The organism is Pseudomonas sp. SA233 (assembly GCF_054792385.1).
Window position 1 is genome coordinate 2,290,237 of sequence record NZ_CP096449.1, and the last position, 25,964, is coordinate 2,316,200.

The following is a 25,964-nucleotide window of genomic DNA, read 5'->3' on the forward strand; positions in this document are numbered from 1 at the left end:
GGGGGTCAGCTCGACAAACGTGCCAGCCAGCTACGCACGTTGCTGGCGGGCGGGTAGTCCAGTTGTGGGTCGAGGCCGCGAAGCGCACGCATCAGGATCGACTGCACCTGGGCGCCACGTTCGCTGCGTTCGAGCAACCGGGCCAATTCCAAGGCGGCATGCAGCCGCGCCGGCACCACGCCGAGGGTCAGCGCGGTGGACAAGGCGACGCGCAGGGTCGCTTCGGCTTCGCGGTCGTCGCCAAGCGCCAGCAGCGCCCGGCCGCGTAACAGCATCAGTTCGCACAGGTAGGCACGCTCCTGATGATCCTGGGCCAGGTCCAGGGCGACATCCACCAGTTCCAGGCAGGCCTCTGCGCGCCCGCCCAGCAACAGCACTTCGCCGCGCTTCCAGGCCTGGAAGCCGTGGAACAACAGGCCCCCGTTACGCAGCACATGCTGCTGGTAGCCTTCGGCAATGGCCTGTTCACCGGCTTCGTACTCACCCGATAGGCCCTGGTGATAGCCGCGCAGGATCATGCCCACGCCCCGGTAGAAGGAGAACTCGTGGCGCGCACTGAGCAGTTCCAGCTCGCGGGCCAGGCGCCCGAGTGCATCGCGCTCGCCCAGCACTGCAGCGAGCCAGGCCGCGCCCTGCAGGGCGACCGCGCGGTTGAAGGGGTTGTCGACCGCCTGCTCGGCGCGGGACTGCAAGCGGGCCAGCGCCTGGCGCGCCTGGCTGAACAGGCCCAGTTCGAAGGCGGCCAGGCCCTCGAAAGTGCGGGCAAGGCCCACCAGGTCCAGCCCTTGGTTCGATGGCCAACTGGCCTGGTCGTCCTCCAGCAGCCTGCCGCGCGTCAGGCAGGCCAGGCTTTCCTCGAAATCGCCGAGCCAGAACAGGGTATTGGCCATGGCCAGGTGGGCCTCGATGCGCAGTGCTTCACCACCGGCTATCTGCGCCTGCTGCAGCATCTGTTGTGCCGTAGCGCGGGCCTCTGCCAGTTCCAGGCCCATCAACAGGGTGGTCCACAGCCCGAACGACACCGACGCCATCTCTTGCGGCTGGCCTTGACGCGCGGCCAAGGCCTGGGCGTCCCGGTAGCTGGCCAGGCTGGTGATGCTCAACCAGCCCTCGATACTGCGAAAGCTAACTCCCAGTAACCGGTGCAACTCAAATTGCAAACGCCACAGGTCTTTGCCCTCGTAGACCCGCTCGGCCACTTCCAGGCCTTTCTGCAAAGGGCCCAGGGCGCCGCGGAAGTCGGCCCCGTCGATCAGCTTGCGGCCTTCGGCCAGGTAGCGCTCCACGGTCAGGCGCAAGTCCTGGCGCAACCGGACCCGCCGCTCGATCACCTTGCGGTTGACCCCCAACAGCTGCGCCGCAGCACTCTTGTTGCCGTTGCAGCGGTTCAGCGCATGCTCTATCAGCAGTGTCTCCACCGCTGCCAGTTTGTCCGGCCCCTCAAGCCCGAGCAGCGCTTCGGCCAGCTCTACGGCAGGCGCCGAGGCGGGCGAGGGCGGTGCCAGCAATTGCTCGAGGGTTTCCCGATCAACCAGTGGTGACGGGGCCAGGGTGCCGATGCGATCGATCGTATTGCGCAGTTCGCGCACATTGCCAGGCCAGTCTCGCTGGCACAGCAGCTCCAGCGCTGCTGTATCGAAGCGCAGCGGTCGCCGTTGCTGGCGGCAAAAATGCTCGATCAGGTCCGGGATGTCCTCACGGCGCTCGTTCAGTCCCGGCAGTTCGAGCTCGAACACAGACAAGCGGTAGTACAGGTCTTCGCGAAAGCGCTCCTCGGCCACCAGGCGCTTGAGGTCACGGTGGGTGGCCGCCACCACCCTGCCGCGGAAGCGCCGGTTTTCGCTGCTACCAAGCGGCCGGTACTGCCCGGTTTCCAGCACCCGCAGCAGCTTCGGCTGTAGGGCCAGGGGCAGTTCGCCGATCTCATCGAGGAACAGTGTCCCCGCCCCAGCCATCTGCAGGTGGCCCATGCGCTCGCCAACCGCGCCGGTGAACGCGCCGCGGGCATGGCCAAATAGCTCGGACTCGAGCAGTGGCTCGGGTATTGCCCCGCAGTTGAGGTCGATGAATGGTTTGCCCGGCGTGCTCAGGCGGTGCAGTTGCTGGGCGATGACTTCCTTGCCGGCTCCCGTCGGGCCGAAGATCAGTACCGGCCGGTCGCTCTGCGCCACCCGCCGCAGCAAGGCCTGCAGCGCCTGCATGGCGGGCGAACGGCCAGGCACGCCATCCTCGTCGCCCGGGTGCGTGGTGCACAGTGGCTCCATGAGAATCCATCCTCGTTGGGGTGAGCCAGGCAATGAGGTATAGCAGAACGACGCGGCCGCTGCTGGTGTCCGGGCGGCCACCGGTCAGAACGTCGAAAATGCGCGCGGGTGCAGCATGGCCCCGCCATGCCAACCGCTACAGCATTCGCACCATCTCCCAGAACGATGCCGCCACCCCGGTAATGCTTTCCCCGGCAATCAGCCCCGCTGCGGCCGTGATCGCAAACCGCTCTGTAACGCTCGGCCAACGGCAACCGACCAGCCAGGTGACCACCGCGCCGAGCCCCATCATCATGCTGATCGATGCCGGCAGTATGAACGCCAGCCCCAGTGCGCCGGTACTCGGCAGCCAACGCGCCACCCATTGCGGCAGCAGGCTGTCCAGCGTGCCCAGCAGTACGCCTGCCGCGCTGCCGGCCACGATCGCCCAGCGCAGCTCCGGCGACAGCACCCCCAGCCCCTGCATCAGGGTCTGGGCCACGGCCTTTCAGGTCGCCACGGCCGGTGCGGGCCATTGCTCGGTGAGCAGCAGGGTCTGCGGATCGGGAATCAGCACCAGGTACACCAGCACGCCCACCACGCTGCCGATGAGGATGCCCAGGCACTGTGCAATCAGTTGCTTGTGTGGCGTGGCGCCGATCGCCTGGCCAACCTTGAAGTCGTTCATCAGGTCGGTGGCTTGCCCGGCCGCGCCACCGGCAGTGTTGGCGCTCATCAGGTTGATGGCCACCTGGCCCGGGGCAATCAGGCCAAAGCTCAGCTGCGACAGCTTGCCGATGGCGCCGATCGGCGCAATACCGGTGGCACCGACCACGCGTGCGGCGACCACCGCAAGGCATATCGCCAAGGGAATGCTCAACAGCGCCATCCACCAGTCGATGCCGAACAGCAACGCCTGTAACGCCACCACCAGCGCAATGGACAATAACAGCCCGCACGCAGGTGCCAGGGGAAACCGCCCAAGGGCGTGCGCTGCCCGACTTGCCTGCGGTTCGGTGTGCCTGTACCGGGGCATTTGCAACAGGCGAAGCAACAATGAAGTCAGGGTCGCGCATACCATCAGGCTGACGCCCGGCCACAACAGCCACTCCACCAGGGCAGCGAACTGTGGGCCGCTGGCGTTCGGGGCCAGCACCACCAGGGCATGGTCGATCAGCCACGGTGCCAGCCCGCCCCAGGCCAGCGCGGCGCCGAACAGCAGTGTAAGGCCCACGCGGATGCCGATGATGCCGCCGAAGCCGACCAGCATCAGCGAAGGGTCGAGCGTGAAGGTCAGGCGCTCGAGCACAGGCGAGGGTGCCCAGCGCGGTATCGCCCAGACAAACCCGTCGATCCACTTCACCAGCCCCGACAGCAACGCGGCGCTGCACAGCACCTTTATCCGCATCATGGCTTCGTGACCGTGGCGGTAGATCTGCTGCAATGTCTCCAGGGTCGCCATGCCCTCAGGGAACTTCAGACCATTGTCATCGAGCAGGGCGGGGCGCAGATACCAGGCGATCCAGATGCCCAGGAAGCTCACGGAGAACACCCAGGCCATCATCGGCAGTGGGTCCAGCTGGTGACCGGTGAGCAGGGTATAGGCGGGGATCGGCGCGACCAGCCCGCCAGAAACGATGGAAGCGGCGGCCGAGGCCACTGTCTGGTTGATGTTGCTTTCGTGCAACGTCCATGCGGGCCGGCCCTTGCTGCGCCCCGCCAGGCCCTGCCACAGGGTGAAACCGACCAGCAAGGCGATGATCGACATGTTGAACGACCAGCCGATCCGAAGGCCCGCGTATACATTCGAGGGTGTCAGCAGAATGCCCAGCACTACGCCGGTGAGCACCGCCCGCGGGCTCAGTTCACCTTCGATGCGAGCCTGGGGAGGGGCGGTAGACGGGGCAGGTCTCATGGCAATCCCTTGTCGGAGTGGTAAGCGCGCTTTGCACAACTGAGCCACTGATGCCACAAAGGTTCACTGTCGCTTCTGGTTGTGAAAGGTGCCCAGCAACAGCCCGGAAGTGCTAGCGGCAACACCGTCGGGTCTCAAGAAAAGTGCTGTGCACAGGGGCTTGCTTTTGCTGACATTGCCGAATCAAGAGAGATTAGTTAAGTTATCTAAATTCGATAACTTTCTTAAACTCGGTATAAGTCATGGACCCGATCGCTAATCCCTATTCCCCGGGAGCAGGCGCGCCGCCGCCGGCATTGGCTGGTCGCGACGCATTGCTCAAGCAGGTAAGCATCGCAATCGCCCGCATTCGCCGGGGCCGAGCGGCGAAGAGCGTGCTGATGGTCGGCTTGCGCGGCGTGGGCAAGACTGTACTGCTCGAAAAAATGCGCATTGAAGCCGAAGCCGAGGGCGTTCATGCCATACGCATGGAGGCGCCGGAAAACCGTTCGCTACCCGCGTTGTTGGCGCCTCAACTGCGCTTGGCGCTGCTTCGCCTGAGCCGGGTGGAAGCGGCTCGGGACCTGGCTCAACGGGGGTTGCGAGCCCTTGCCGGTTTTGCAAAGTCGTTGAAGGTTGCCTACGCGGACATAGAAGTAGGCCTGGACCTGGAGCCGGAACCTGGCTTGGCTGATAACGGTGACCTGGAAGGTGACCTGGCGACCTTGCTGGAGGAGGCCGGCAAGGCCGCACAGCGCGCCGACACGGCGCTGGTGATGTTCATCGACGAGTTGCAGTACGTTGCCGAAGATCAGTTGGCCGCGTTGATTACAGCCTTGCATCGCTGTGCCCAGGGCCAGTTACCTGTCACGCTGGTTGGGGCTGGCCTGCCTCAATTGCGCGGCCGTTGTGGCAACGCGAAATCCTATGCGGAGCGACTGTTCGATTTCCCTGAGATCGGCCCGCTTGCTCCTGAGGCCGCAAGGTTTGCGGTAGTGCGGCCTGCAGAAGATGAAGGCGTGGAATTCGAAGAGGCGGCGCTGGAAAGTGTGCTGGCACATTCACAGGGCTATCCGTACTTCCTGCAGGAGTGGGGCAAGCACTCATGGGATGTAGCCTCGCAGAGCCCCATCACCAGCGCTGATGTCGAAACCGCTTCAGAGCAGGCGATTGCCACACTGGATGAGAGCTTCTTCCGGGTGCGCTTTGACCGCCTTACGCTTGCGGAAAAGAAGTACCTGCGTGGCATGGCGGATCTGGGGGCCGGCCCTCATCGTTCTGGTGATATCGCGGCCAGCCTGGCGCGGAAGGTTTCCACGCTCGCACCACTGCGCAGTGCATTGATCGAGAAAGGGATGATCTACAGCCCGAACCACGGTGATACGGCGTTCACTGTGCCGCTTTTCGATGAGTTCATGCGGCGTATCATGCCGGGCGATGATTGGCGGATGGGCTAGCCTGCTTTACGGCGCTGCAAGCCGCAACCACAGGCAACGCTCCTCGGCCGGGACGCAAAAGCGTACACGGCGCGAGCGCACGCACACCACGGTTCATTTCACCCCGACCGCCCAAACCGCTTGCGATACTCCGCCGGCGTAACCCCCACATGCTTCACGAACGCCCGCCGCAACGTATCCGCATTGGCAAACCCGCACAGTGCCGCCACCTGCTTCGGTGGCTCTCGCCCAGCCTCCAGCCGCGCACGAGCAGCATTCACCCGCGCCAGCTCCACCCACGCGGCTGGGGTCATCCCCACATCACTCTGAAACACCCGTGCAAAATGCCTCGGGCTCAACCCAACCCGCGCGGCCAGGCTGGCAACCCCGTGGTCCAGTGCAGGGTTGGCGGCCACGTAACGCTGCAACCCCTGCAATGCCGAACGCCCGACCGGTGAGGTGCCACCTTGCCGGCTGAACTGCAGCTGCCCGCCAGGCCGCTTGAAGTACATCACCAGGTGCCCGGCCACCTGCCTGGCAATGTCGCGCCCCAGATCCTCTTCGACCAACGTCAGTGCCAGGTCCAACCCGGCCGTTACCCCCGCAGCGGTACGCAGGTTGCCGTCATGTACCTGAATGGCATCGGCATCCACCTGTACCCGCGGATAACGCTCGGCCAACGGCTGCGCCACGACCCAATGGGTGGTCACACGCCGGTCATCCAGCAACCCGGCAGCCGCCAGGGCAAACGCCCCCGTGCACACCGAGCCGTAACGCCGGCAAGCGCCCGCGCGTTGCCGCAGCCAGTCGAGAATGCCGGGGCGCAGGTATTGCTCGGCAGCCTGCGGCGTGCCGGCGACCAGCAAGGTGTCGATGGCTTCCAGGTCTTCGCCGATCCAGCCGTCGGCGACCAGGCGCGTACCGGAAGAGCTCACCAGTGGCCCCGGTTCGCAAGCCAGCAAAAGCAGGCGATAGGCGTCACGGCCGGCCTGGCGGTTGGCTTCGGCGAATACATCGAGCGGGCCGCAGGCATCCAGCAGTTGTACGCCAGGCATGGCCAGGATGGCGACCGTGATTGGGGAAAAGGGCATGGTGGCTCCGGGCGTTGCGCCGCAAGTCCGTAATCCGCCGACAATGGCAGTATCTGGCGCCACAAGTCAATTGAGGACATTGGCCCACGACCGCAGACTGGGCTCGTCATCAACCCACCCAGGAGCGACCATGTCCTCATCCATCGCCGGTATCCAGGTGCCCGACAGCGCCATGGCTCGGGAAATCACCGAGCTCGTCCGTGACACGGCTTCCCCTTTACTGTTCCACCACTCCAGCCGGGTCTTCTACTTCGCGGCCCTTGCCGGGCAGCGGCTGGGGCTGCGTTACGACAGTGAACTGTTGTACGCAGGCTGCATGTTCCATGACATGGGCCTGACCCATCAGCACAGCAGCGATTGCTGCCGCTTCGAGGTGGACGGTGCCAATGCGGCACGCGATTTCCTCCAGCGCCACGGCGTGGACGAGCGCGATGTCGAGCGTGTGTGGACGGCGATCGCGCTGCATACCACGCCGGGCATTCCAGAGCACATGCACCCGCTGATCGCCCTGGTCACGGCGGGGGTAGAGACTGATGTGCTGGGGCTGCACCACGATGGGCTGGGGATTGCCGCGCGGGATGCCGTGGTCCAGGCGCACCCGCGTGGGGAGCGGTTCAAGGAGGCGATCATCCAGGCGTTTTACGACGGCATCCGGCACAAGCCGCAGACCACGTTTGGCAACGTGAAGGCGGATGTGATCGCGGACAAGGACCCTGCATTCCGGCCTGGGAATTTCTGCAGCGTCATTCGGCAGTCCTGCTGGGCGAGCTGAGTAAAGCGGGCTGGTGCTGCCGGTGTTGGCAGGCCCTGGTGCCTGTCAGCTAAACAGATGGGGGCCGCTTTGCGGCCCTTCGCGGGCGTGCCCGCTCCCACAGGTTAAACCGGTGCTCTCGAAGTGGGAGCTGGCTCGTCGAGCGCAGAGTCCGCCGCCGAGCGCTCGCGATTCGCCACCCCGAACGGCACATGCACCATCGGCAAGTCCCCCGCCGGTGACTGCAGGTGGCTGCGCTGGTCATCAAAGAACACATGTGGCTTCAGTATCGACAGCACCCTGGGTTTTTCCATCCCGCCCAGAAAGAAGCACTCGTCCGGCGATACGCCCCAGTCCTTCAGCGTCGTCACCACCCGCTCATGCGAAGGGGCATTGCGCGCCGTCACGATGGCAATCCGCAAGATGCGCTTGTACGCCGGGTCTTCGGCCAACTTGCGGTCCTCGAGCATGCGAATCAGCGAAAGCTTGCGGTACAGGTCCGCCAAGGGCCCCGGCGAATGCGGGATCCCCTTGCGCACACGTTCATGCTCCTGAAACTCGTCCAGGTTGTCGTCGCGCTTGTACACGCGCTCGGCCTCGTCATCGGCAATCACCCCGTCAAAGTCGAAGGCCACCCGCAATTCGGTGTCGATCTCGTCATCGTAGATGCGTGTCGGCAGCACCCGCCCGGCCGGGTAGTTGGCGTCGATGGCTTTCTGTACATCTTCCTCGTTGGCACTGAGGAACAGCGAGGCATTGAACGCCGGGATGTACTCGTAGGGCGAGCGGCCCGACATGAATGCCGCGCGGGTGATGTCCAGCTGGTAGTGGTTGATCGAGCGAAACACCCGCAGGCCGGTCTCCGGCGAATTGCGCGACAGCAGCACCACCTCCACCGGCAACTGCTCGGGGAAGGCCTGGTTGATGCTCAGGAAGCGGCGAATGAACGGGAACGCCACGCCCTTGGGGAAGGGCTCGTCCAGGTTCTGCTGCTGGTGCTGACGGTAAGCCTCGACGCCCTCGGTCTGGTAGATGTCGTCCGAGACGGTGAGGTCGAACAGCGCACTCGAAGCAACGCCGATGACCAGTTTCTGTTCGATGGGGTAGGGCATGAAACAACTCCTGAGCGTGAGCTGAAGGCAAGTGTACCCGTGCGCTGTGACGAAAGCCCTCAGTACCCACAGGCGCTATCGGCATCAGATGAGGATGTAGTCGCTATGCACCATCAGCGGCTCATGCGCCCCTTCGACCAGGTGCACGAACTGCCCTGCCACCTGGTCGATCGCCAGGCAGTCGTCGACATCCAGCAAGGCATCGGTATGCGGTTTCAGCCAGTCCGCCTGCATGCGTTGCTTGCCCAGGGCCTTGGCCTCGGTCTTGCTGTGGGCGGTGACCAGCAGGTAGCGGTGGGCCTCGCCGAATACTTCGCGTTCATAACCACCGAGGTTGATGAAGTACAGGCGCAGCGCACCGGGGGCGGGGGCGTGCGGGCGCAGTTCGATGCGCTGGCCGTCGACACCATGCACTTCCAGCCACGAATCGATGTGCAAACCTTTCGGACTGCCGAACCAGGCCTGGCGCAACTGCGGGTAGGCCTGTTCGAAGGTGTCGGCCAGGGCGAACACCACATCGTGAACTTCGATCTTGGCGCCGGGGTGGCGGCCTCCGAGCATGACGACGTAAAGCATGGGCGGTCCTTTGCGGGGCTAACGTAAGAATGCGGCATTGTACTGCCTGATACGCGGATGCCGCTTTCATGGAACTGCACAGGACTCACTGAATTAGCAGGGCCCCTGTGGGAGCGGCTTTAGCCGCGAACACCGGCGCAGCCGGTGCCAGGCACTGTGTTGGATTCTTCGCGGCTAAAGCCGCTCCCACAGGGTACGCGTACCGTTTGCGCATTCAGTTCTCTGCGCGACAGCTCCGGCCTGACAGTTGCTCCACCAGAAAATCCACGAACACCCGCACCCGCGCCGGCATCGCCGGACCGCCGACGAACACCGCATGGATCGGCTCGCGATCACCGGGGTTGTACGCCTCCAGCAACGGCACCAGCTGCCCGTTGGCCAGGTCATCGGCCACGGTAAAGGTACCGATGCGCGCCACGCCGGCGCCGAGCCTGGCCAACTGCGCCAGGGCCTCGCCGCTGCTGCATTCGATATTGCCCGTCACCTTCAACGAGAATGCCTGCCCGTCGCGACGGAACGGCCAGTCGGGTGCGGCGCGGCGGAAGTTGAAACGCAGGCAGTTGTGCCGGGCCAGGTCCTCTGGCACAAGCGGCGTACCGCAGCGCGCCAGGTACTCGGGCGAGGCGACGATCACCTGGCCGGTTTCGCCAATGGCACGGGCGCTCAACGAGCTGTCCGGCAGGTGGCCGAAGCGCAGCGCCACATCGGCCTGGCCGCCGAGAATGTCGGCCACTTCGTCGCTGAGGGTAAGGTCGACCAGCACCTGCGGGTAGCGCGCGCTGAACGCCGCCAGCAGCGGTACCACGGTCAGCCGGCCATGGCCCAGCGCTGCGCTGACCCGCAAGCGCCCGCGGGGCACACCCTGGTCGGTGATGGCCTCTTCCACTTCGAGCATGTCGGCCAGCACCCGCCGTGCACCGCGCAGATACGCTTCGCCCTCAGGCGTGAGGGTGATCGCCCGGGTGGTACGCAGCAGCAGGCGGGTGCCCAGGCGCTGTTCGGTCCGCGCGAGGATGCGGCTCACCGCCGACGGCGTCAGGCCCAGCGCGCGGGCGGCGGCGGACAGGCTGCCCTCCTGGGCCACCTTGGCAAAGATTTCCATCTCTCCGGATCTTCCACTGAAGTCCATTTGTGCCTCATGAGCAAAGGTGGTTCGCAAAAATGCAGTCTAGTGCGGATCAGCTTCGGATCGTAGCATTTGCAGCACAGATAAGGAGCTTGCCATGCGTATCAATCCACCTCTTGTCGCGCTCGCCATCGGTGCCTTCGGCATCGGTGTCACCGAGTTCGCCCCCATGGGCATGTTACCCAGCATCGCCACCGACCTGGGCGTCTCCATCCCCGCAGCCGGGCTGTTGGTCAGTGCCTATGCGATCGGTGTGCTTATCGGTGCACCGCTGATGACCCTGGCCACGGTGAAGATCCCGCGGCGTTACCTGCTGATCGGGTTGATGGCCATCTTCACCCTCGGCAACCTGATGTCGGCCCTGGCCAGCGACTATGCCAGCCTGCTGGTCGCCCGTGTGGTCACCTCGCTGAACCACGGTGCGTTCTTCGGCATCGGCTCGATCGTCGCGGCCAGCGTGGTGCCGCCAGAGAAGCGCGCCGGGGCCGTGGCCGCCATGTTCATGGGGTTGACCCTGGCCACCATCGGCGGTGTGCCGCTGGCGACCTGGTTCGGTGAAATGCTGGGCTGGCGCACGGCCTTTTGGGGCATCGCCGGGCTCGGCCTGGTGGCAATGACCACCCTTTGGTACGCACTGCCTAATGTGCCGTCGCCCAAGGGTGGCGGGGCCATGGCCGAAATCCGCGTGCTGGGCCGCGGGCCGGTGCTGGCGGCATTGCTGCTGACCGTGGTGGGCTCCAGTGCGATGTTCACGGTATTTACCTACATCGCGCCGATCCTGCAGAGCGAGGCGGCAGCGTCCACCACCTTCGTCACGGCCATGCTGGTGTTGTTCGGTGTCGGCCTGACCTTGGGCAACGTGTGGGGTGGCAAGGCGGCGGACCGCTCGATCGACCGTACCCTGATGCTGTCGCTGGCCGTGCTGATTGCGGTGTTGCTGGTGTTCCCGCTGGTGATGGACTGGCCGCTGCCGACTGCGCTGGCGATCCTGGTGTGGGGCGCTGCCAGCTTTGCCCTGGTGCCGCCGCTGCAGATGCGGGTGATGGAGGCGGCCAAGGATGCGCCCAACCTGGCGTCGGCGGTGAATATCGGGGCGTTCAACCTGGGTAACGCGATTGGCGCGGCGCTGGGTGGGGCGGTGATCAATGCCGGGCTTGGGTATTCGGCGGTTTCCCTGGCGGGGGCGGCGATGGCGGTTTTGGGCCTGGTGATGGTGCTGCTGTTCGCTTGGCGGGGGCGGGCGGGGGCTGCGGCAAGTCAAGTTGCTGTGTAACAGGTGGAGATCTTCGGGGGCGCTTTGCGCCCCATCGCGACACAAGGCCGCTCCTACAGGAAACCGCGATTCCTTGTAGGAGCGGCCTTGTGTCGCGATGGGCTGCAAGGCAGCCCCACAGTCTTGCCCATCACGGCGTACCGTTACGGCCATGCAGGTGATAGGCCGGGCGCTCGCTCAGCCGCTCGTAATAATCGCGCACGGCCGGCAGGTGCGGGTGCTCGAAGGGCGTTTCGAACCAGCGGTTGACCGACAGGCCAATGGGGATGTCGGCCAAGGTGAACTGGCTGCCGGCCACATAGGCACCGGTACTTGCCAGCTGGCGGTCGAGAATATGCATGTAGCGCGCCCAGTCCGCGCAGCCGGCGGCCAAGGCCTGTGGGTCCTGGTGGGCGGGCGAGTGCCTGACCAGCGACATGAACGCGTAGCTCCAGGAACGGTTGAGGTCCGAGGCCTGCCAGTCGATCCACTGGTCGATCCTGGCCCGCGCCTGCGCCTCGCTCGGGTAGAACGCGGTGGCACCATAGCGCGTGGCCAGGTAGCGGATGATGCTGTTGGATTCCCACAGGGTGAAATCGCCATCCTGGATCACCGGGATCATGGCGTTCGGGTTCAACGCAAGGAATTCGGCGCTGTCCGTGGGCTTGAAGCCCGCCCCCCAGTCTTCGCGCTCGAACGCGACCTCGAACTCGGCGCATGCCCACAGGACTTTTCGTACATTGATGGAGGAGGCTCTGCCCAATATCCGTAGCATGGTGTTCATCCTTGTGAGGGGAGATTGATCGTCCGTCACTGCCGCTTGCCGGTCAAGAGCCAGCGTGGTGGCGGAGCGTCCTCTTTGTAGGGTTCTTGTAGTCCATTTCCGAAAGTAAGCCTTTCCACCCCCAAGGTTATTGTGGCGGGGCAGGCAGCGCCCTAGTCTCGGCACGCTCGTAACCCGAGGAAATGGACATGGACAAAGACACTCCGAAAGAAAGCGGCAATCTCAATGTCGTGCGTGCAGCGGGCCGTTTTGGCAACGGCGGTGCCGAACTGGTGCAGATGAACGCGCAGTTGCCGATGCGCACGGCATTGATGGAGGCCTCGAGCATCATGGGCTGCATTACCGAACTCACCCGCAAGGCCATCGACCGGCCCGGTGACCGCAAGGCGATGATGCAGGCCACGTACTACCTGGCAGGCATGGCCAAGGCGCTGATCGACGGCCAGTTGCAGCAGTTGCGCCAGGCTCGGGGAGGCGAGCAGGAGCCTTAGTCAGGCTTGCCTGGGGACCATGAACTTGGCACCCTTGGTCAGTTTGAATCTCTGTATCACGACAGAAGGAAGTTCGCATTGAGCTGGGACAAGGTGGGGAAACTCCTCGTAGCCGTGCTGCTTGGCCTGATGGTCCTGCTGGCCGCCTATGGGTTGCTCAGGGGCAACCCGCGCCTGGAGGCATCGCTGACCTATGCCTACCTCACCTATCCCAGCCAGTTCAGCGAACGCATCACCAAAGCCAGCGAACAGCTCAAGTACGAGCAGTTGCAGGGGCGTATCAATGCCATCAGCGAGGGCGGGCTGAGCCACGATCAGGTCGAGCGGCTGATCGAAATGGCCCAGGCGCCGTATGCCCAGCTGTTCGCCAAGCCCTTCGAGGCCGGGCTGGTCGACCACCGTACCGGTCTGCTCATCGAGCTGCGCAACCGTGGTGATGCGCAGGTGCGCCAGGTGAAAATCCGCCTGCCGGCCAAAGGCCTGGTGCAGGTGCGCGATGCAGCTGGCAATGACACCATCGTGGAAACCTCCACCATGCAAGCGGATATCCCCACCATCGAGCCGGGTGGTGTATGCAAGGTATGGGTGTATTTCGATGCAGACTATTCGCAGATCCGCCAGGGCGGGGTCAGCATCAGTCACGCCGATGGCAAGGCTGACATACAGGTTTACCGCGAGGTCATCGGTTTCCCGGCCTGGGTAGCCCGTTACAGCCGCGAGCTGATGGTGCTGCTGGGCGTATTGGCGGCCAGCGTGCTGGGCCTGGGGTATGCCTGCCTGTCGCGCCGTAACCCGCACTGAACGCCTCACCTGTACCGGCCTCTTCGCAGCACAAGGCTGCTCCTACAAGGAGTTGTGCAGGCTGTCAGTGAGCCATACTGCGTCCCAGTGTGGATAATCGCCAATCTCTGCTACCAGGCCAGCCCGCAGAGGATTGGCAACGATGTATCGGGCTACCTTGCGCACATCATCTTCCTGGCGCAGCGCTCGGTCATGAAACCCGCGTTGCCAGACTGGGCCCGGGCTCACGCCCGCCTTGCACAATGCCGTACCAGATCGCGATTTGAACTGTCGCATCAGGCTACTTAATGTGACGACACGCAGCTCCACCAGCCAATGCAAGTGGTCAGGCATCAGCACCCAGGCGAGTGAGCGGCAAGCGCCAAGCCGTTCCGACTGCCTCAGCTCCCTGATGACCAGGCGAGCTGTGCGAAGATCCTGAAACAGTGGCTTGCGTGCATGGGTGACAGTGGTCAGCAGGTACAGCCTGCCAGGCTCTGAAAAACGCCCCCGACGTAGCCGGTTGGCCTCAGCACGATCCATGTAATCTTCCTCGCATCCGTTCCGTGTGGGATACCTACAATAAAGATCCCAGACGCTACCGACGTTGGCAGATCGTTACCCGTTTTTTCAGTCATACACATTTGTAGGAGCAGCCTTGTGCTGCGAAGAGGCCGGTACGAGCGATACACATTTTTGGTCAGTACCGGCCTCTTAGCAGCACAAGGCTGCTCCTACAGGTCAGTGAGTCGCCCCGGGGGTGGTGTTCTTGCCGGTCAACAACCACCCTCGTGCAGCGCCAGGCTCTGGCGCAACTGCACGAGCATGGCCTGTCGCAATGCCTGCGGCGCCTGCACGCGGATCGAGCCGGCCTGGGACAGCAGCCAGCCCATCAGCGAGCGGTTGTCGTCGACGGTAGCTACCAGGGTGGCACCACCTTCCGCCTGCAGCGTCAGTTGCATATGTGCCGACAGTGGCGACGCCTCAAGGCGCCGGGCAAGGGCATCATCGACCCAGGCGTGCAACTCGATCTGTTCCGCAGGTGAGAGCGCATCGGGCTGCAGCTGTTGCGCTTCGCCAGGGCTCAGGCCCGCTTGCCAGTACCAGCCGTAGGGCATGCCTTTGCTGTTGCACTGCAGCGGGAACAGTGCCGCGAGTTCGACCAGGTCGCGTTCGACCGTGCGTTTGCTGGTGATATAGCCAATGGTGGTCAGGGCGGCCTGCAACTGGGTGGAACTCATCCCCGGGTGACGGCCTGGCAGCAGCTTGAGCAGCTGCCACTGGCGGGCGATGGTGTGGCGGGTAGGGTGGCTGGGCAAAGGGCTCGTCCTTGAAGGCAGGCACGAAGCCTGCCTAAGTAGTGGCGTTTAGCTATTGCTCAGCATACCTTGTAGCAGAATGGGATCCAAGTTCTCGCATTTGGCGTTCAGTCCAGGCGCGTCACCCATTTGCCTGTGCCTTGGCCCTCTTTCAGCTGCCGCAGAGCCTGTGGCAAAGCAGAGAAGGTGAACTCGCGGCGCTGTGGCGCGATCAGGCGACCATCGGCAATGGCCTGCAGCAATTTTTCACCGGCCACGCGCAGGGCTTGGCGGTCTGCCAATTGGCCGTAGGCATGAATGCTGTTGAGCGCCACTTCATGCAGCGAGATCGCCGTGCTGAAAGCGGGCGTTGGTGCGGTTTCCTGGCGGTCCTGGATGCACACGAGGTGGCCGTTGTAGCCGAGCAGGTGGGCCAGGCTGCCGGCATGGGCGCCGCTGACGGTGTCGAACAGGGCATGCAGCGGGCGCTCGCCCAAAGCGGCCTGCAGTTGGCTCTGCCAGTAGGCGTCGTGGTAGTCGAACACCCCGCTCACACCGAGGGCCTTGAGCGAGGCGTGGTGGTGTTGGCCGGCACTGGCCCACACGCGCAGGCCACGCTGCGTGGCCAGCTGCGCGAGGTAGAAGCCCACCGCGCCACCGGCGCCGATCACCAGCACGTCGCGGCTGGCACCTTCGGGTACCTTGGCCAAGGCCTGCCAGGCGGTCAGGGCGGGGCAGGGCACGGTGGCCGCGGCTGTGTCGCTGAGCGCGCTGGGGATATGCATGACCAGGCTTGCATCGAGCAGGCAGTGCTCGGCAAAACTGCCGTCACGCGCCAGCGATTGGTGGTAGGCGACGCGGCTGCCCAACGGCATGTCGACGCCTGCGCCAACCGCGACTACCACACCGGCGCCATCCACGCCCGGGACCGTGCCCTGTTGCCAGGCCGGGTGGCCCCACTCGCAGATTTTCCAGTCCACCGGGTTGAGGGCAATGGCGCGGTTGGCCACCAGCACCTCACCGGGGCCGGGTTGTGGCACGGGTTTACGCAGCAGTTGCAGGCCGTCGAGGCCGGCGTTCGGGGTCCAGGCCCAGGCTTGATGATCGGTTGGCATGGTGCGGGTCCTTTCGAGACGGGTGTGGGCGGCAGGCTAGCGGGGATCGGGCGGGGGAAAAAGGTGCGGTGAGGGCAAGGTGTTTTGACTGGAGGACAAAAAGCGGGGCCGCTGTGCAGCCCATCGCAGGCAAGCCAGCTCCCACAGGGCCTTTTTGAACGCCGCAGAGGCATCCTCGATAGCTTCTGCGGTCATCAAACCCTCACCGAACTGCTGACAGACGAGGTCATGAAAGAAATTGGCGCATGGCAGCAGCGGCCGCTGGAGCCCATGTACCCGGTCATTTTCTTTGATGCACTGCGGGTGAAGATCCGCGAAGAAGGCCTGGTGCGCAACAAGGCCATTTACCTTGCGCTGGGCGTTCTACCCGACGGGACGCGCGATATCTTGGGCATCTGGATCGAGAACACCGAAGGTGCGAAGTTCTGGATGAAGGTGTTCAACGATCTCAAGACGCGTGGTGTCGAGGATGTGCTGATTGCCGTGACCGATGGGCTTAAAGGCATGCCAGAGGCCCTCAGCGCAGTGTTTCCAGAGACGACCCTGCAGGCGTGCATCGTGCACCTGATCCGCAACAGCCTGGACTTTGCAGCCTGGGACAAGCGGCGGGCACTGGCCACGGCGCTCAAGCCGATCTACCAGGCCATCAACGCCGAAGCGGCTGAGCAGGCACTCGATGAGTTTGAAAACGGGCCCTGGGGCAAGCAGTATCCAACGGTCGTTGCGGCCTGGAGGCGCGCCTGGGATCGAGTGATTCCCTTCTTTGTCTTCCCGCCAGCCATCCGGAAAGTGATCTACACCACCAACGCCATCGAGAGTATCAATGCCCAGCTGCGCAAGATCATCAAGACCCGAGGCCATTTCCTGACCGATGACGCAGCTACCAAGCTGATCTGGCTGGGGCTGCGAAAAATCACGGCAAACTGGGGCTCAGCGGCTCATGATTGGAAAAGTGCGATGAATCAATTCGCGATCTTGTACGGAGATCGGTTCATCAGGCCGACCTGGTGAAAATCAGGGCCTGCCTGACGGCAGGCCGTTACCGGCCCGCACACAAAAAATCTGACACTTCCAGCGTGCCATTCGGGCAGGGCTTCGCCCTCCATTCGCGGGCACGCGCGCCCCACAGGTACAGCGTACTTTCAAGTGCAGCGCCGTACCTGTGGGAGCGGGCGTGCCCGCGAATGCGTCTGTCAGGCAACACAAAAGATTGACCCTTTCGCAACAGCCCAATCGCAACCTTTGCTTCCAGATCAAAACTCATTGTCCCGCGCCCATCTTTTTCCCATCCCCACGTCCCCCCGAGAATCCACCCATCCCAACCTTCCACAGGTGATTCTCAAATGCCTCTCGCCTTGTTAGCCCTGACCCTGGCGGCTTTCGCCATCGGCACCACGGAGTTCGTGATCGTCGGCCTCATCCCGACCATCGCCAATGACCTGGCAGTGACACTGCCTTCGGCCGGCCTGCTGGTAAGCCTTTACGCCCTCAGCGTCGCCATCGGCGCGCCCTTGCTCACCGCCATGACCGGCCGCGTCCCGCGCAAGCTGCTGCTGGTCGGCCTGATGGCGCTGTTCACCGCCGGTAACCTGGTGGCCTGGCAGGCGCCCAGCTACGAATCGCTGATCATGGCGCGCATCCTCACCGGCCTGGCCCACGGGGTGTTCTTCTCGGTGGGCTCGATCATCGCCACCAGCCTGGTGCCGAAAGAAAAAGCCGCCAGCGCCATCGCCACCATGTTCAGTGGCATGACCGTGGCCTTCGTCACCGGTATCCCGCTGGGTACCTTCATCGGCCAGCACTTTGGCTGGCGCGTGACCTTCCTGGTGGTGGCTGCCTTCGGCCTGGTAGCGCTGCTCGGCGCACTGCTGTTCGTGCCCAAGCGCATCGAGCACAGCCAGCCGGCACCGCTGCTGCGCCAACTGCGGGTGATGCTGCAACCACGCCTGCTGCTGGTGTATGCCATGACTGCCGTGGGTTACGGCGGCTCGCTGATCGCCTTTACCTTCCTTGCCCCGATCCTGCAGGACATCGCCGGCTTCGGCGCCAACAGCGTCGCCCTGGTGCTGCTCGCCTACGGCGTTTCAGTTGCCCTGGGCAACATCTGGGGCGGCCGCCTGGCCGACCGCAAAGGCCCGGTCAAGGCATTGTCGATCATCTTCCTGCTGCTGGCCGTGGTGCTGCTGGCGCTGACCTTCACCGCACCGCATCCGGTACTGGTGGTAATCACCGTACTGGCCTGGGGCGCGGTGGCCTTCGGCAATGTGCCGGGCCTGCAGGTGTACGTGGTGCAGCAGGCGGAAAAGGTCGCCCCCGACGCAGTCGACGTGGCGGCCGGTTTCAACATCGCCGCCTTCAATCTGGGTGTGGCCGGGGGCTCCTGGGGCGGTGCCCAGGTGGTGCAACAGCTCGGCCTCGGCCACACCCCATGGATTGCCGCGTTGGTCACCCTCGGTGCCTTGGCCCTGACCCTGTACAGCGGCCGCCTCGACCGCCGCGTACCTGCCCAGCCACAACCTGTCGTCAGCCGCGCCTGACCCCCGATTCGCCTTACGGAGATGCTCGCAATGGCTCAAGATCCACTGTTCCAACCCCTGCAATTCGGCGCCCTTAACCTGCCCAACCGCGTGCTGATGCCGCCGATGACCCGCTCCCGCGCTGCCCAGCCTGGCGATGTACCGACCGCGCTGATGGCCGAGTACTACGCACAACGCGCCAGTGCCGGGCTGATCGTCAGTGAAGGCACCTGGATCTCGCCACTGGGCAAGGGTTACGCCCGCACCCCGGGTATCCACACCCAGGCGCAGATCGACGGCTGGCGCCTGGTCACCGAGGCTGTGCATGCCGCGGGCGGGCGCATGTTCGCCCAGCTCTGGCACGTCGGCCGCCTCAGCCACAGCAGCCTGCTTGGTGGCCAGGCACCGGTGTCGTCCTCGGCGATGCAGGCCGAAGGCGTGAATGTGTTCATCGACAATGCCGACGGCACGCCAGGCTTTGTCCAGGCTTCCAAGCCGCGCGCGTTGAGCGAAGCGGAAATTGCCGAGATCATCGAGCAATACCGCCAGGCTGCGCGCAACGCCATGGCCGCCGGTTTTGATGGTGTCGAGTTGCACGCGGCCAACGGTTACCTGGTCAACCAGTTCCTCGATTCCGGCGCCAACGACCGCACCGACCGCTTCGGCGGTTCGCTGGAAAACCGCCTGCGTTTCCTCGACCTGGTCACCCGTGCGCTGGTCGAAGGCACCGGCGACGCCCAGCGCGTAGGCGTACGCCTGGCGCCGCTGACCACGCTCAATGGCTGTGTCGACGCCGACCCGGTCACCACCTATACCGCAGCGGCCAAGCGCCTGGGCGACATCGGTATCGGCTACCTGCACATTGCCGAAGCAGACTGGGATGACGCGCCGGACATGCCGGTGGACTTCAAGCAACAGCTGCGGGCGGTGTTCCCCGGGGTGATGGTGTATGCCGGCAAATACACCGGCGAACGCGCACGGCGCGCGCTGGAGGAGGGCTGGGCTGACCTGGTCGGCTTCGGCCGGCCCTTCGTGGCCAACCCGGACCTGCCGGCGCGGCTGAAGCTGAATGCGCCCCTGGCCGAGCACGAACGGGCCACGCTGTTCGGTGGTGATGCCCATGGCCTGACCGACTACCCGGCACTGGCAACAGCCTGACCCCGATCGCTCCTCATGGAACTGCAAATGACTCATTGAGTTAGCAGGGACCCTGTGGGAGCGGCTTTAGCCGCGAACACCGGCGCAGCCGGTGCCATGCGCCGTGGTGGATTCAAAGGGCTGGGCGATCTCCCCCAAACACGGCATTTCGCCTGTCGTGTCTCACCTCTGTGCTTGAGCATTGACGACTTGTTTGTGTCCTATATATGGACCAAAATATGGCTCTCTATTGAGGGTGAAAACATGCAAAACATATTCGCTGACGTGGCCGTAAGCGTGTCGGAACTGAAAAAGAACCCATCCGCGGTGATGACCGGTGCTGCGGGTATGCCCGTCGCCGTGCTCAATCACAACCGCGTGATGGGTTACATGGTGCCGGCCGAACTGTACGAGGCCATGATGGAACGCTTGGAAGATCTCGAATTGAGCGAACTGGCCAAGTCGAGGTTGGGTGAAAAAGGCGTACCGGTATCCCTGGATGACCTATAAACTCGAATTCCTGCCTTCGGCACTGAAAGAGTGGGGCAAGCTAGGCCACACCGTGCGCGAACAGATCAAGAAAAAACTCGCCGAGCGCCTGCAGTCACCCAAGGTACAGGCCGACGCGCTGCGTGACCTGCCGAACCACTACAAAATCAAGCTCAAGGCCTCTGGATATCGCCTCGTCTATCGAGTCGAGGACGAGCGGATCGTTGTAGTGGTGGTATCGGTTGGCAAACGCGAGCGTAGCGAGGTGTATCGATCCGCTCAGAAGCGGTAAACATCATCAACGGTGTAGCCATCCCTCTGTTCCTCGTTGCTATTCCATCAGCATCACAGCGTTGGCGTATTTTTCCTGGTCCGGTGTGAACGTTGTCAGCATGCCGGTGTGATTACAGGTCAGGGTGAGCTCTGTTCGCGTATCGATGAACAGATCCTCGCCGCGAAGGCCCTGCCATTGCGCCAGGTACTTGAACGAACCGTACTTCATCGGTTTCTTCAATGCGCGATCATGGCCACCTTTCCAACCTAGCACCGGGAGTGCGCCATCGGCGCAGTGCCGGGCAAGTTCTGGCTGGGCCAGAGCCCGCTCACGGCCAATCTCCCAGCAGCGGATCAAGCCCTCGTCGGGCCCCTTCCATGCTTCTTCCCAAGTGATCAAGGGGCGGATGGGGTGATGAATAGGGCGTCGAATGACCCCGGTAGCTCGATCCATGACTGAGATTGTCCGTAATGTTCAGTTGGTCTGGATGCTACTAATTGGCCACTATCGTGTCCAGTGCTCGTCGACCCCAGCTCTGCGTTCAGTCAAGGCTGTGCTGCAACGCCTCGATAAACACCTCTTCCGCGCGGCTGAAGCGCTGCTCCCTGTTCCACAACAGGTGGATATCCACATCGGCAATCCCTTCCTGCGGCGGCAGCTTCCACAGCAACCCGGCGTCTACATCTGGCGCTACCACATGCTCGGGCAGGCAACCTATGCCAAACCCGGCAATCACCAGCCGGCGTACCTCCTCAAGGCTTGGTGACGAGGCCACGATCCGCCCGGCAAACCCCTGCTGGTCGCGGAAAATGGTCAGTGGCGACAGCATGCCGCCAATCTGGTCACTGGTGAAACTGACGAAGTTCTCGCGCTGCAGATTGCCCTCGTCCTGGCCAAATAATGCGTGGTGCTTGCCACAGAAGAACGCATAGCGCTGGCGCAGGAACAACCGTTGCTCCAGCCGTGGCTGCGCACGCCGGTTAAGGCTGAGGCCCGCCGTGGCGGTTTTCTCCTGCAGGGCGGCAACGATGTCGGAGCTGCGCATCACGTCGATCTCCAGCTCCACCCGCGGGTGCTGGCGGTGGAAGTCGGCGAGGAAGTCGTCGAAGTGTTCGTTGACGATACGGCTGATCATCAGCAGGCGTACCTTGCCCACCAGTTCGTCCGCCGGCTGCTCCAGCAAGCCGCCGATCTGCGACATCTGCCCATAGACCTCGCCAGCCAGCTGGAACAGCTGCTCGCCCATTTCCGTCAGCACGAAGCGCGGCCCGCGGCGGGCGATCAGTTGGCGGCCAAGCTGTTCTTCAAGGCGCTTGAGCGCCTGGCTCACTGCCGGTTGGGTGAGGTGCAGGCGGGCGGCCGCGCGGCTGATGGACAGCTCCTGGCCGATGACCCGGAAGGTGCGCAGCAGGTTCCAGTCGAGGCGGTCGTTGAGCAGACGGTCGGGCATGGCAGGGCTCGATAATAAGCAGGGCTAATATTTCGAATAATAAATAGAAAATTGACTAATCATAGCCCCGGGCCGATAAATCGCAGATATCGAGGCCTGCCGAATCGATGTTGGCTTCTTCGCGGGTAAACCCGCTCCCACAGGTACTGCAGCGCTTGCAGACCTTGTGCAAGCCCTGTGGGAGCGGGTTTACCCGCGAAGAAGCTGACACCAGACCAACAGGCCAAGCGCCGCAAGAGCGCCCCCGTGCCCCTGACAACTCCTGCCAGAAAAACAAGCAAAGGAGCCCCCATGAAGCCCACCGCTTCCCCCCAGCCACGCCGTGCCGCCGCCGCCGCGTTCATCGGTACCATGATCGAGTGGTACGACTTCTACATCTACGCCACCGCCGCCGCCCTGGTGTTCGGCGCGCTGTTTTTCCCCTCCGACAACAGCCTGTTCAGCACCATGGCCGCGTTCGGCACCTTCGCCGTCGGCTTCTTCGCCCGGCCGCTGGGTGGCATAGTCTTTGGCCACGTGGGCGACCGTATCGGCCGCAAGAAGTCGCTGGTCATCACCTTGCTGATGATGGGCATCGTCACCGTGGGCATCGGCCTGCTGCCGACCTACGCACAAATCGGCGCCACCGCGCCGGTACTGCTGATCCTGCTGCGCATCGTCCAGGGCATTGCCGTGGGCGGCGAGTGGGGCGGGGCGGTGCTGATGGCCGGTGAACATGCACCCAAGGGCCGGCGCAACTTCTTTGCCTCGTTCGCCCAACTGGGCAGCCCGGCGGGCCTGATCCTGTCGCTGCTGGCCTTCGGCGCGGTCACCCGCCTGCCGGAAGAAGACCTGATGAACTGGGGCTGGCGCGTGCCGTTCCTGGCCAGCGCGCTGTTGCTGCTGGTGGGCCTGGCGATTCGCCTGGGGGTGAATGAGTCGCCCGAGTTCATCGCCAGCCGCGAGCAGGCGGAAAAGGCCCGGCGCAAGGAGCAGGCCCCGGTATTCGAAGTGCTGCGCACGGCCTGGCGCCCGCTGTTGCTGTGCATCGGTGCCAATACCCTGGGTATTGCCGGGGTCTACTTCACCAACACCTTCATGATCAGCTACACCACCACGCAATTGCACCTGGAGCGCTCCTTGATCCTGGAATGCCTGTTCTTCGTGGCGATCATCCAGTTCTGCGTGCAGCCGTTGGCCGCCTGGCTATCGGAAAAAATCGGCGCCACCCGCTTCCTGGCCCTGGTCGCGTTGCTGGCGATGGCCTCGCCTTACCCGATGTTCATGCTGGTCAGCTCGGGCCAGGGCCCGTTGATCGTACTCGGCATCGCCCTGGCAGCCGCGTGCATGGCGTCGTTCTACGCGGTGATCGCCGGCTATGTCAGCGGCATGTTCGACACCCGCGTGCGCTACACCGCCATTTCCCTGGCCTACCAGATCTGCGGCGCCATCGCGGGCGGCCTGACCCCGCTGATCGGTACGTGGCTGGCCCACACCTTCACCGGCCAATGGTGGCCGATGGCGGTGTTCTACACCCTGATCGCCACCATCTCGCTGGTCTGCGTGCTCGCCCTGGCGCGCCAGTACGCCCGCAGCCAGCGCCTGGAACTGGCCTGATCGAACCGCTTTTTTCTGGAGTACCCGCACATGTTGAAAAGCAATGGCGAACGCCTGTGGGCGAGCCTGATGGCCATGGCCGAAATCGGCGCTACCGCCCGTGGCGGCAGCTGCCGCCTGGCCCTGAGCGACGAGGACAAGGCTGGCCGTGAACTGTTCAGCCACTGGTGCCGCGAAGCCGGCCTGACGCTGACTGTGGATGCCATCGGCAACCTGTTCGCCCGCCGCGCTGGCAGCGACCCCGATGCAGCGCCAGTGATGATGGGCAGCCACCTCGACACCCAACCTGAGGGCGGCCGTTTCGATGGCGTCTACGGTGTGCTGGCAGGCCTTGAAGTGGTGCGCCGGCTCAATGACCTGAACATCCAGACGCGCAAGCCGCTGGAAATCGCCGTATGGACCAACGAGGAGGGCGCCCGCTTCACCCCGGCCATGTTTGGTTCGGCGGTGTTCACCGGTACCCTGGCGCTGGACGAAGCGCTGGCCATTCGCGATGCCGATGGCATCAGCGTCGCCGACGAACTGCAGCGCACCGGTTACGCCGGCCGGCGCCCGCTGGGTGGCCGGGTCGATGCCTATTTCGAGGCCCACATCGAGCAAGGCCCGATCCTTGAAGACAACGCCAAGGCCATCGGCGTGGTCAGCGGCGGGCAGGCTATCCGATGGCTCGACGTCACGGTCGAAGGCATGGCCGCGCACGCCGGTACCACGCCGATGCCACTGCGCAAGGATGCCCTGTTCGGCACCGCACGGATGATCCAGGCGGTCGAGCAACTGGCTGCCGATTTTGCCCCTGAAGGCCTGACCACGGTGGGTGAACTGTCCATTGCCAAGTCCTCGCGCAACACCATTCCGGGGCTGCTGCAGTTCACCGTCGACCTGCGTCATCACCGGGATGAAGCCATCGAGGCGATGGAACGCGAGCTGACGTTGAAGCTGCAAGCCATCGCCAATCAGCGCGGGTTGCAGGTGCGTATCGAGCGCCACTGGATAAGCCCGGCCACGCCATTCGATGCCGATTGCGTAGCCGCCGTGCAGCAGGCGGTGGATGGCCTCGGCTATGCCCAGCAGTCGATCGTCAGCGGCGCCGGCCACGACGCCATCCTGCTGGCCCGCTACTGCCCGACCGCCATGGTGTTCATTCCCTGTGTCGGCGGCCTGAGCCACAACGAAGCCGAAGACGTGTTGCCCGACGACGCCCGCCAGGGCGCCGATGTACTGCTCAATGCCGTGCTGGCCCGCGCGGGCCGTATCGAACAGGGAGATGCCTGATGCGTTGTTACTTCCACCCCGAACAACTGCTGCACCACCCACGCAGCTATTACTCGCGCGGCGCCATGCGCACCCCGCAGGAAGTCCCCGAGCGTGCCCAGCGCCTGCTGCAGGCGGCCAAGGATCTGGGCTTCGACATCCGTCAGCCTGAGGACGCCGGCCTCGAACCGCTCAAGGCAGTGCATGGCGAGGCCTACCTGGCCTTCCTCGAAGAGGCCCATGCGCGCTGGAAGGAAGTGCCCGAGGACTGGGGCGACGAGGTCATGTCCAACATCTTCGTGCGTGAACCCAACGCCTTGCGCGGCATCCTCGCCCAGGCTGGGCGCTACCTGGCTGACGGCAGCTGCCCTGTAGGCGAACACACCTGGCGCTCGGCCTATTGGTCTGCGCAAAGCGCAGTGGCTGGTGCTAAGGCCATTCTCGACGGCGAGCCGGCGGCCTATGCCCTGTGTCGGCCGCCAGGCCACCATGCGCGCTTCGATGCGGCCGGTGGTTTCTGCTACATAAACAACGCCGCTGTCGCTGCCCAGGCCTTGCGCAGCCGCTACAGCCGCGTGGCCATCCTCGATACCGACATGCACCACGGGCAGGGGATTCAGGAAATCTTCTACGACCGCCGGGATGTGCTGTATGTGTCGGTGCATGGCGACCCCACCAATTTCTACCCGGGTGTGGCCGGGTTCGCGGACGAGCGTGGCAGCGGTGCGGGGGAGGGGTACAACCTCAACTTGCCGATGGCGCATGGGGCTAGCGAAGCGGACTTCATGGGCCAGCTGGAGATCGCGCTGGCGGCGGTGAAGGACTTTGGCGCCGAGGTGCTGGTGTTGTCGCTGGGGTTCGATATCTACGAACTCGACCCGCAGAGCAAGGTGGCGGTGACGACTGAAGGGTTTGCGGTATTGGGCGAGCGGATTCGGGCGATGCGCTTGCCGTGCCTGATCGTGCAGGAAGGGGGGTATCACCTGGAGAGCCTGGAGGCGAATGCGCAGGCGTTTTTTGCCGACAAGGCGGACTGGCGATAAGGAGGGGCGGGGCTGACAGGTGCTTGCCATGACAGTTTCAGCGCCTATGAGATCGAGCGCCGCCCGCGCGGCGCTTCGCAGCACAAGGCTGCTCCTACATCTGTTTCAGGCCAATTATTCCTGTGCCTGGTGGGTTGCAGCCTTGGTGCATGACTGGAGATGGATGAAAAGCAGCAAAGCAACCTTCGATATCGAATGGAACAAACAAGGCGGGCAGAGGTGACCTCACAGGAGTGACTGGCCCGAAACAGATGTAGGA

The 25,964-nt window shown here is 64.0% G+C and carries 23 protein-coding genes and 2 pseudogenes; 13 read left to right on the plus strand and 12 right to left on the minus strand.

The genetic code is table 11. The features are described 5' to 3' along the window. Positions 1-5 precede the first annotated feature (5 nt). Positions 6-2,264 carry a sigma-54-dependent transcriptional regulator gene (locus tag M1D87_RS10745; RefSeq protein ID WP_123085677.1) on the minus strand — a complete coding sequence of 753 codons (2,259 nt, stop codon included), beginning with the start codon at positions 2,262-2,264 and terminating at the stop codon, positions 6-8. A 136-nt stretch (positions 2,265-2,400) separates the two neighbouring features. Continuing rightward, positions 2,401-4,158, minus strand: a pseudogene (locus M1D87_RS10750) (OPT family oligopeptide transporter). Between the two features lie 242 nt (positions 4,159-4,400). Between M1D87_RS10750 and M1D87_RS10755 the strand changes: the two are divergent. Continuing rightward, entirely contained in the window at positions 4,401-5,594 is a 1,194-nt protein-coding gene (locus tag M1D87_RS10755) for an ATP-binding protein (RefSeq protein ID WP_039614821.1), read from the plus strand. 98 nt (positions 5,595-5,692) lie between these two features. Here M1D87_RS10755 and M1D87_RS10760 read toward each other — a convergent pair whose 3' ends face one another. Further along, positions 5,693-6,664: a GlxA family transcriptional regulator gene (locus tag M1D87_RS10760; protein WP_123085679.1), complete on the minus strand. Its 972-nt coding sequence runs from the start codon at positions 6,662-6,664 to the stop codon at positions 5,693-5,695. A gap of 130 nt (positions 6,665-6,794) precedes the next feature. On the opposite strand from M1D87_RS10760, the gene M1D87_RS10765 reads away from it, so the two are divergent. Then, a complete protein-coding gene (locus M1D87_RS10765; RefSeq protein ID WP_123085680.1) occupies positions 6,795-7,436 on the plus strand; it encodes an HD domain-containing protein in 642 nt (213 codons plus the stop codon). Between the two features lie 104 nt (positions 7,437-7,540). Here M1D87_RS10765 and M1D87_RS10770 read toward each other — a convergent pair whose 3' ends face one another. The 3 genes from M1D87_RS10770 to M1D87_RS10780 form a co-directional block, all read right to left on the minus strand. Continuing rightward, the gene (locus M1D87_RS10770; RefSeq protein WP_123085681.1) at positions 7,541-8,527 is read right to left on the minus strand and encodes a 5'-nucleotidase; all 987 of its coding nucleotides are present in this window, start codon (positions 8,525-8,527) and stop codon (positions 7,541-7,543) included. A gap of 84 nt (positions 8,528-8,611) precedes the next feature. After that, positions 8,612-9,103 (minus strand): DUF1543 domain-containing protein, encoded by a 492-nt coding sequence (locus M1D87_RS10775; protein ID WP_061302500.1) that lies wholly within the window; start codon positions 9,101-9,103, stop codon positions 8,612-8,614. Positions 9,104-9,317: 214 nt separating this feature from the next. Then, the gene (locus tag M1D87_RS10780) at positions 9,318-10,232 is read right to left on the minus strand and encodes a LysR family transcriptional regulator (protein WP_024086760.1); all 915 of its coding nucleotides are present in this window, start codon (positions 10,230-10,232) and stop codon (positions 9,318-9,320) included. Between the two features lie 94 nt (positions 10,233-10,326). Here M1D87_RS10780 and M1D87_RS10785 point away from each other — a divergent pair, with 94 nt between their 5' ends. After that, the gene (locus tag M1D87_RS10785; RefSeq protein ID WP_085721565.1) at positions 10,327-11,502 is read left to right on the plus strand and encodes an MFS transporter; all 1,176 of its coding nucleotides are present in this window, start codon (positions 10,327-10,329) and stop codon (positions 11,500-11,502) included. 130 nt (positions 11,503-11,632) lie between these two features. Here the strand turns inward: M1D87_RS10785 and M1D87_RS10790 are convergent, their stop codons facing one another. Beyond that, complete coding sequence (locus M1D87_RS10790) at positions 11,633-12,256, minus strand: glutathione S-transferase family protein (RefSeq protein ID WP_123084677.1); 624 nt, start codon at positions 12,254-12,256, stop codon at positions 11,633-11,635. Positions 12,257-12,453: 197 nt separating this feature from the next. Here M1D87_RS10790 and M1D87_RS10795 point away from each other — a divergent pair, with 197 nt between their 5' ends. Both M1D87_RS10795 and M1D87_RS10800 read left to right on the plus strand, forming a co-directional pair. Further along, a complete protein-coding gene (locus M1D87_RS10795) occupies positions 12,454-12,756 on the plus strand; it encodes a DUF3077 domain-containing protein (RefSeq protein WP_015269932.1) in 303 nt (100 codons plus the stop codon). A gap of 78 nt (positions 12,757-12,834) precedes the next feature. After that, positions 12,835-13,557 (plus strand): hypothetical protein, encoded by a 723-nt coding sequence (locus M1D87_RS10800; RefSeq protein WP_123084676.1) that lies wholly within the window; start codon positions 12,835-12,837, stop codon positions 13,555-13,557. A gap of 42 nt (positions 13,558-13,599) precedes the next feature. Here the strand turns inward: M1D87_RS10800 and M1D87_RS10805 are convergent, their stop codons facing one another. The 3 genes from M1D87_RS10805 to M1D87_RS10815 all read right to left on the minus strand — a co-directional run bounded on the left by M1D87_RS10805 (position 13,600) and on the right by M1D87_RS10815 (position 15,949). Further along, positions 13,600-14,079 carry an REP-associated tyrosine transposase gene (locus M1D87_RS10805; protein ID WP_061550929.1) on the minus strand — a complete coding sequence of 160 codons (480 nt, stop codon included), beginning with the start codon at positions 14,077-14,079 and terminating at the stop codon, positions 13,600-13,602. Between the two features lie 233 nt (positions 14,080-14,312). Beyond that, positions 14,313-14,855, minus strand: coding sequence for a WYL domain-containing protein (locus M1D87_RS10810; protein WP_123084675.1), 543 nt, complete (start codon positions 14,853-14,855; stop codon positions 14,313-14,315). 107 nt (positions 14,856-14,962) lie between these two features. After that, complete coding sequence (locus tag M1D87_RS10815) at positions 14,963-15,949, minus strand: zinc-binding dehydrogenase (RefSeq protein ID WP_123084674.1); 987 nt, start codon at positions 15,947-15,949, stop codon at positions 14,963-14,965. Between the two features lie 213 nt (positions 15,950-16,162). On the opposite strand from M1D87_RS10815, the pseudogene M1D87_RS10820 reads away from it, so the two are divergent. From M1D87_RS10820 to M1D87_RS10840, 5 genes and pseudogenes are all read left to right on the plus strand, one after another. Next, positions 16,163-16,960, plus strand: a pseudogene (locus M1D87_RS10820) (IS256 family transposase); the annotation flags it as partial. Positions 16,961-17,292: 332 nt separating this feature from the next. Then, positions 17,293-18,486 carry an MFS transporter gene (locus M1D87_RS10825; RefSeq protein ID WP_123084673.1) on the plus strand — a complete coding sequence of 398 codons (1,194 nt, stop codon included), beginning with the start codon at positions 17,293-17,295 and terminating at the stop codon, positions 18,484-18,486. A gap of 30 nt (positions 18,487-18,516) precedes the next feature. Continuing rightward, a complete protein-coding gene (locus M1D87_RS10830; RefSeq protein ID WP_123084672.1) occupies positions 18,517-19,623 on the plus strand; it encodes an alkene reductase in 1,107 nt (368 codons plus the stop codon). Positions 19,624-19,866: 243 nt separating this feature from the next. After that, positions 19,867-20,112: a type II toxin-antitoxin system Phd/YefM family antitoxin gene (locus M1D87_RS10835; RefSeq protein WP_013972043.1), complete on the plus strand. Its 246-nt coding sequence runs from the start codon at positions 19,867-19,869 to the stop codon at positions 20,110-20,112. Next, a complete protein-coding gene (locus M1D87_RS10840) occupies positions 20,102-20,383 on the plus strand; it encodes a type II toxin-antitoxin system RelE family toxin (protein ID WP_003259987.1) in 282 nt (93 codons plus the stop codon). The genes M1D87_RS10835 and M1D87_RS10840 overlap by 11 nt, the downstream gene beginning before the upstream one ends. Before the next feature lie 39 nt (positions 20,384-20,422). On the opposite strand, the gene M1D87_RS10845 is transcribed toward M1D87_RS10840, so the two are convergent. Next, positions 20,423-20,818: a hypothetical protein gene (locus tag M1D87_RS10845; RefSeq protein WP_023662326.1), complete on the minus strand. Its 396-nt coding sequence runs from the start codon at positions 20,816-20,818 to the stop codon at positions 20,423-20,425. Between the two features lie 88 nt (positions 20,819-20,906). Continuing rightward, positions 20,907-21,815, minus strand: coding sequence for a LysR family transcriptional regulator (locus M1D87_RS10850; RefSeq protein ID WP_123084671.1), 909 nt, complete (start codon positions 21,813-21,815; stop codon positions 20,907-20,909). 291 nt (positions 21,816-22,106) lie between these two features. On the opposite strand from M1D87_RS10850, the gene M1D87_RS10855 reads away from it, so the two are divergent. The 3 genes from M1D87_RS10855 to M1D87_RS10865 are packed head-to-tail and all read left to right on the plus strand — an operon-like array spanning position 22,107 to position 25,705. Next, on the plus strand, positions 22,107-23,411 hold the full coding sequence (locus M1D87_RS10855) for an MFS transporter (RefSeq protein ID WP_123084670.1): 1,305 nt from the start codon (positions 22,107-22,109) through the stop codon (positions 23,409-23,411). Between the two features lie 30 nt (positions 23,412-23,441). Further along, a complete protein-coding gene (locus M1D87_RS10860; RefSeq protein WP_123084669.1) occupies positions 23,442-24,683 on the plus strand; it encodes a Zn-dependent hydrolase in 1,242 nt (413 codons plus the stop codon). Further along, the gene (locus tag M1D87_RS10865; RefSeq protein WP_013972048.1) at positions 24,683-25,705 is read left to right on the plus strand and encodes a histone deacetylase family protein; all 1,023 of its coding nucleotides are present in this window, start codon (positions 24,683-24,685) and stop codon (positions 25,703-25,705) included. The genes M1D87_RS10860 and M1D87_RS10865 overlap by 1 nt, the downstream gene beginning before the upstream one ends. Positions 25,706-25,964 lie beyond the last annotated feature (259 nt).

What these genes read in the sequence shown, in the direction of transcription:
- M1D87_RS10765 (WP_123085680.1), top strand. Translation starts at nt 6,795, where the DNA reads ATGTCCTCATCCATCGCCGGTATCCAGGTGCCCGACAGCGCCATGGCT.
- M1D87_RS10775 (WP_061302500.1), bottom strand. Translation starts at nt 9,103, where the DNA reads ATGCTTTACGTCGTCATGCTCGGAGGCCGCCACCCCGGCGCCAAGATC.
- M1D87_RS10855 (WP_123084670.1), top strand. Translation starts at nt 22,107, where the DNA reads ATGAAGCCCACCGCTTCCCCCCAGCCACGCCGTGCCGCCGCCGCCGCG.
- M1D87_RS10795 (WP_015269932.1), top strand. Translation starts at nt 12,454, where the DNA reads ATGGACAAAGACACTCCGAAAGAAAGCGGCAATCTCAATGTCGTGCGT.
- M1D87_RS10755 (WP_039614821.1), top strand. Translation starts at nt 4,401, where the DNA reads ATGGACCCGATCGCTAATCCCTATTCCCCGGGAGCAGGCGCGCCGCCG.
- M1D87_RS10845 (WP_023662326.1), bottom strand. Translation starts at nt 20,818, where the DNA reads ATGGATCGAGCTACCGGGGTCATTCGACGCCCTATTCATCACCCCATC.
- M1D87_RS10780 (WP_024086760.1), bottom strand. Translation starts at nt 10,232, where the DNA reads ATGGACTTCAGTGGAAGATCCGGAGAGATGGAAATCTTTGCCAAGGTG.
- M1D87_RS10835 (WP_013972043.1), top strand. Translation starts at nt 19,867, where the DNA reads ATGCAAAACATATTCGCTGACGTGGCCGTAAGCGTGTCGGAACTGAAA.
- M1D87_RS10760 (WP_123085679.1), bottom strand. Translation starts at nt 6,664, where the DNA reads ATGCCCTTTTCCCCAATCACGGTCGCCATCCTGGCCATGCCTGGCGTA.
- M1D87_RS10785 (WP_085721565.1), top strand. Translation starts at nt 10,327, where the DNA reads ATGCGTATCAATCCACCTCTTGTCGCGCTCGCCATCGGTGCCTTCGGC.
- M1D87_RS10745 (WP_123085677.1), bottom strand. Translation starts at nt 2,264, where the DNA reads ATGGAGCCACTGTGCACCACGCACCCGGGCGACGAGGATGGCGTGCCT.
- M1D87_RS10850 (WP_123084671.1), bottom strand. Translation starts at nt 21,815, where the DNA reads ATGCCCGACCGTCTGCTCAACGACCGCCTCGACTGGAACCTGCTGCGC.
- M1D87_RS10860 (WP_123084669.1), top strand. Translation starts at nt 23,442, where the DNA reads ATGTTGAAAAGCAATGGCGAACGCCTGTGGGCGAGCCTGATGGCCATG.
- M1D87_RS10830 (WP_123084672.1), top strand. Translation starts at nt 18,517, where the DNA reads ATGGCTCAAGATCCACTGTTCCAACCCCTGCAATTCGGCGCCCTTAAC.
- M1D87_RS10865 (WP_013972048.1), top strand. Translation starts at nt 24,683, where the DNA reads ATGCGTTGTTACTTCCACCCCGAACAACTGCTGCACCACCCACGCAGC.
- M1D87_RS10840 (WP_003259987.1), top strand. Translation starts at nt 20,102, where the DNA reads ATGACCTATAAACTCGAATTCCTGCCTTCGGCACTGAAAGAGTGGGGC.
- M1D87_RS10770 (WP_123085681.1), bottom strand. Translation starts at nt 8,527, where the DNA reads ATGCCCTACCCCATCGAACAGAAACTGGTCATCGGCGTTGCTTCGAGT.
- M1D87_RS10815 (WP_123084674.1), bottom strand. Translation starts at nt 15,949, where the DNA reads ATGCCAACCGATCATCAAGCCTGGGCCTGGACCCCGAACGCCGGCCTC.
- M1D87_RS10825 (WP_123084673.1), top strand. Translation starts at nt 17,293, where the DNA reads ATGCCTCTCGCCTTGTTAGCCCTGACCCTGGCGGCTTTCGCCATCGGC.
- M1D87_RS10790 (WP_123084677.1), bottom strand. Translation starts at nt 12,256, where the DNA reads ATGCTACGGATATTGGGCAGAGCCTCCTCCATCAATGTACGAAAAGTC.
- M1D87_RS10805 (WP_061550929.1), bottom strand. Translation starts at nt 14,079, where the DNA reads ATGGATCGTGCTGAGGCCAACCGGCTACGTCGGGGGCGTTTTTCAGAG.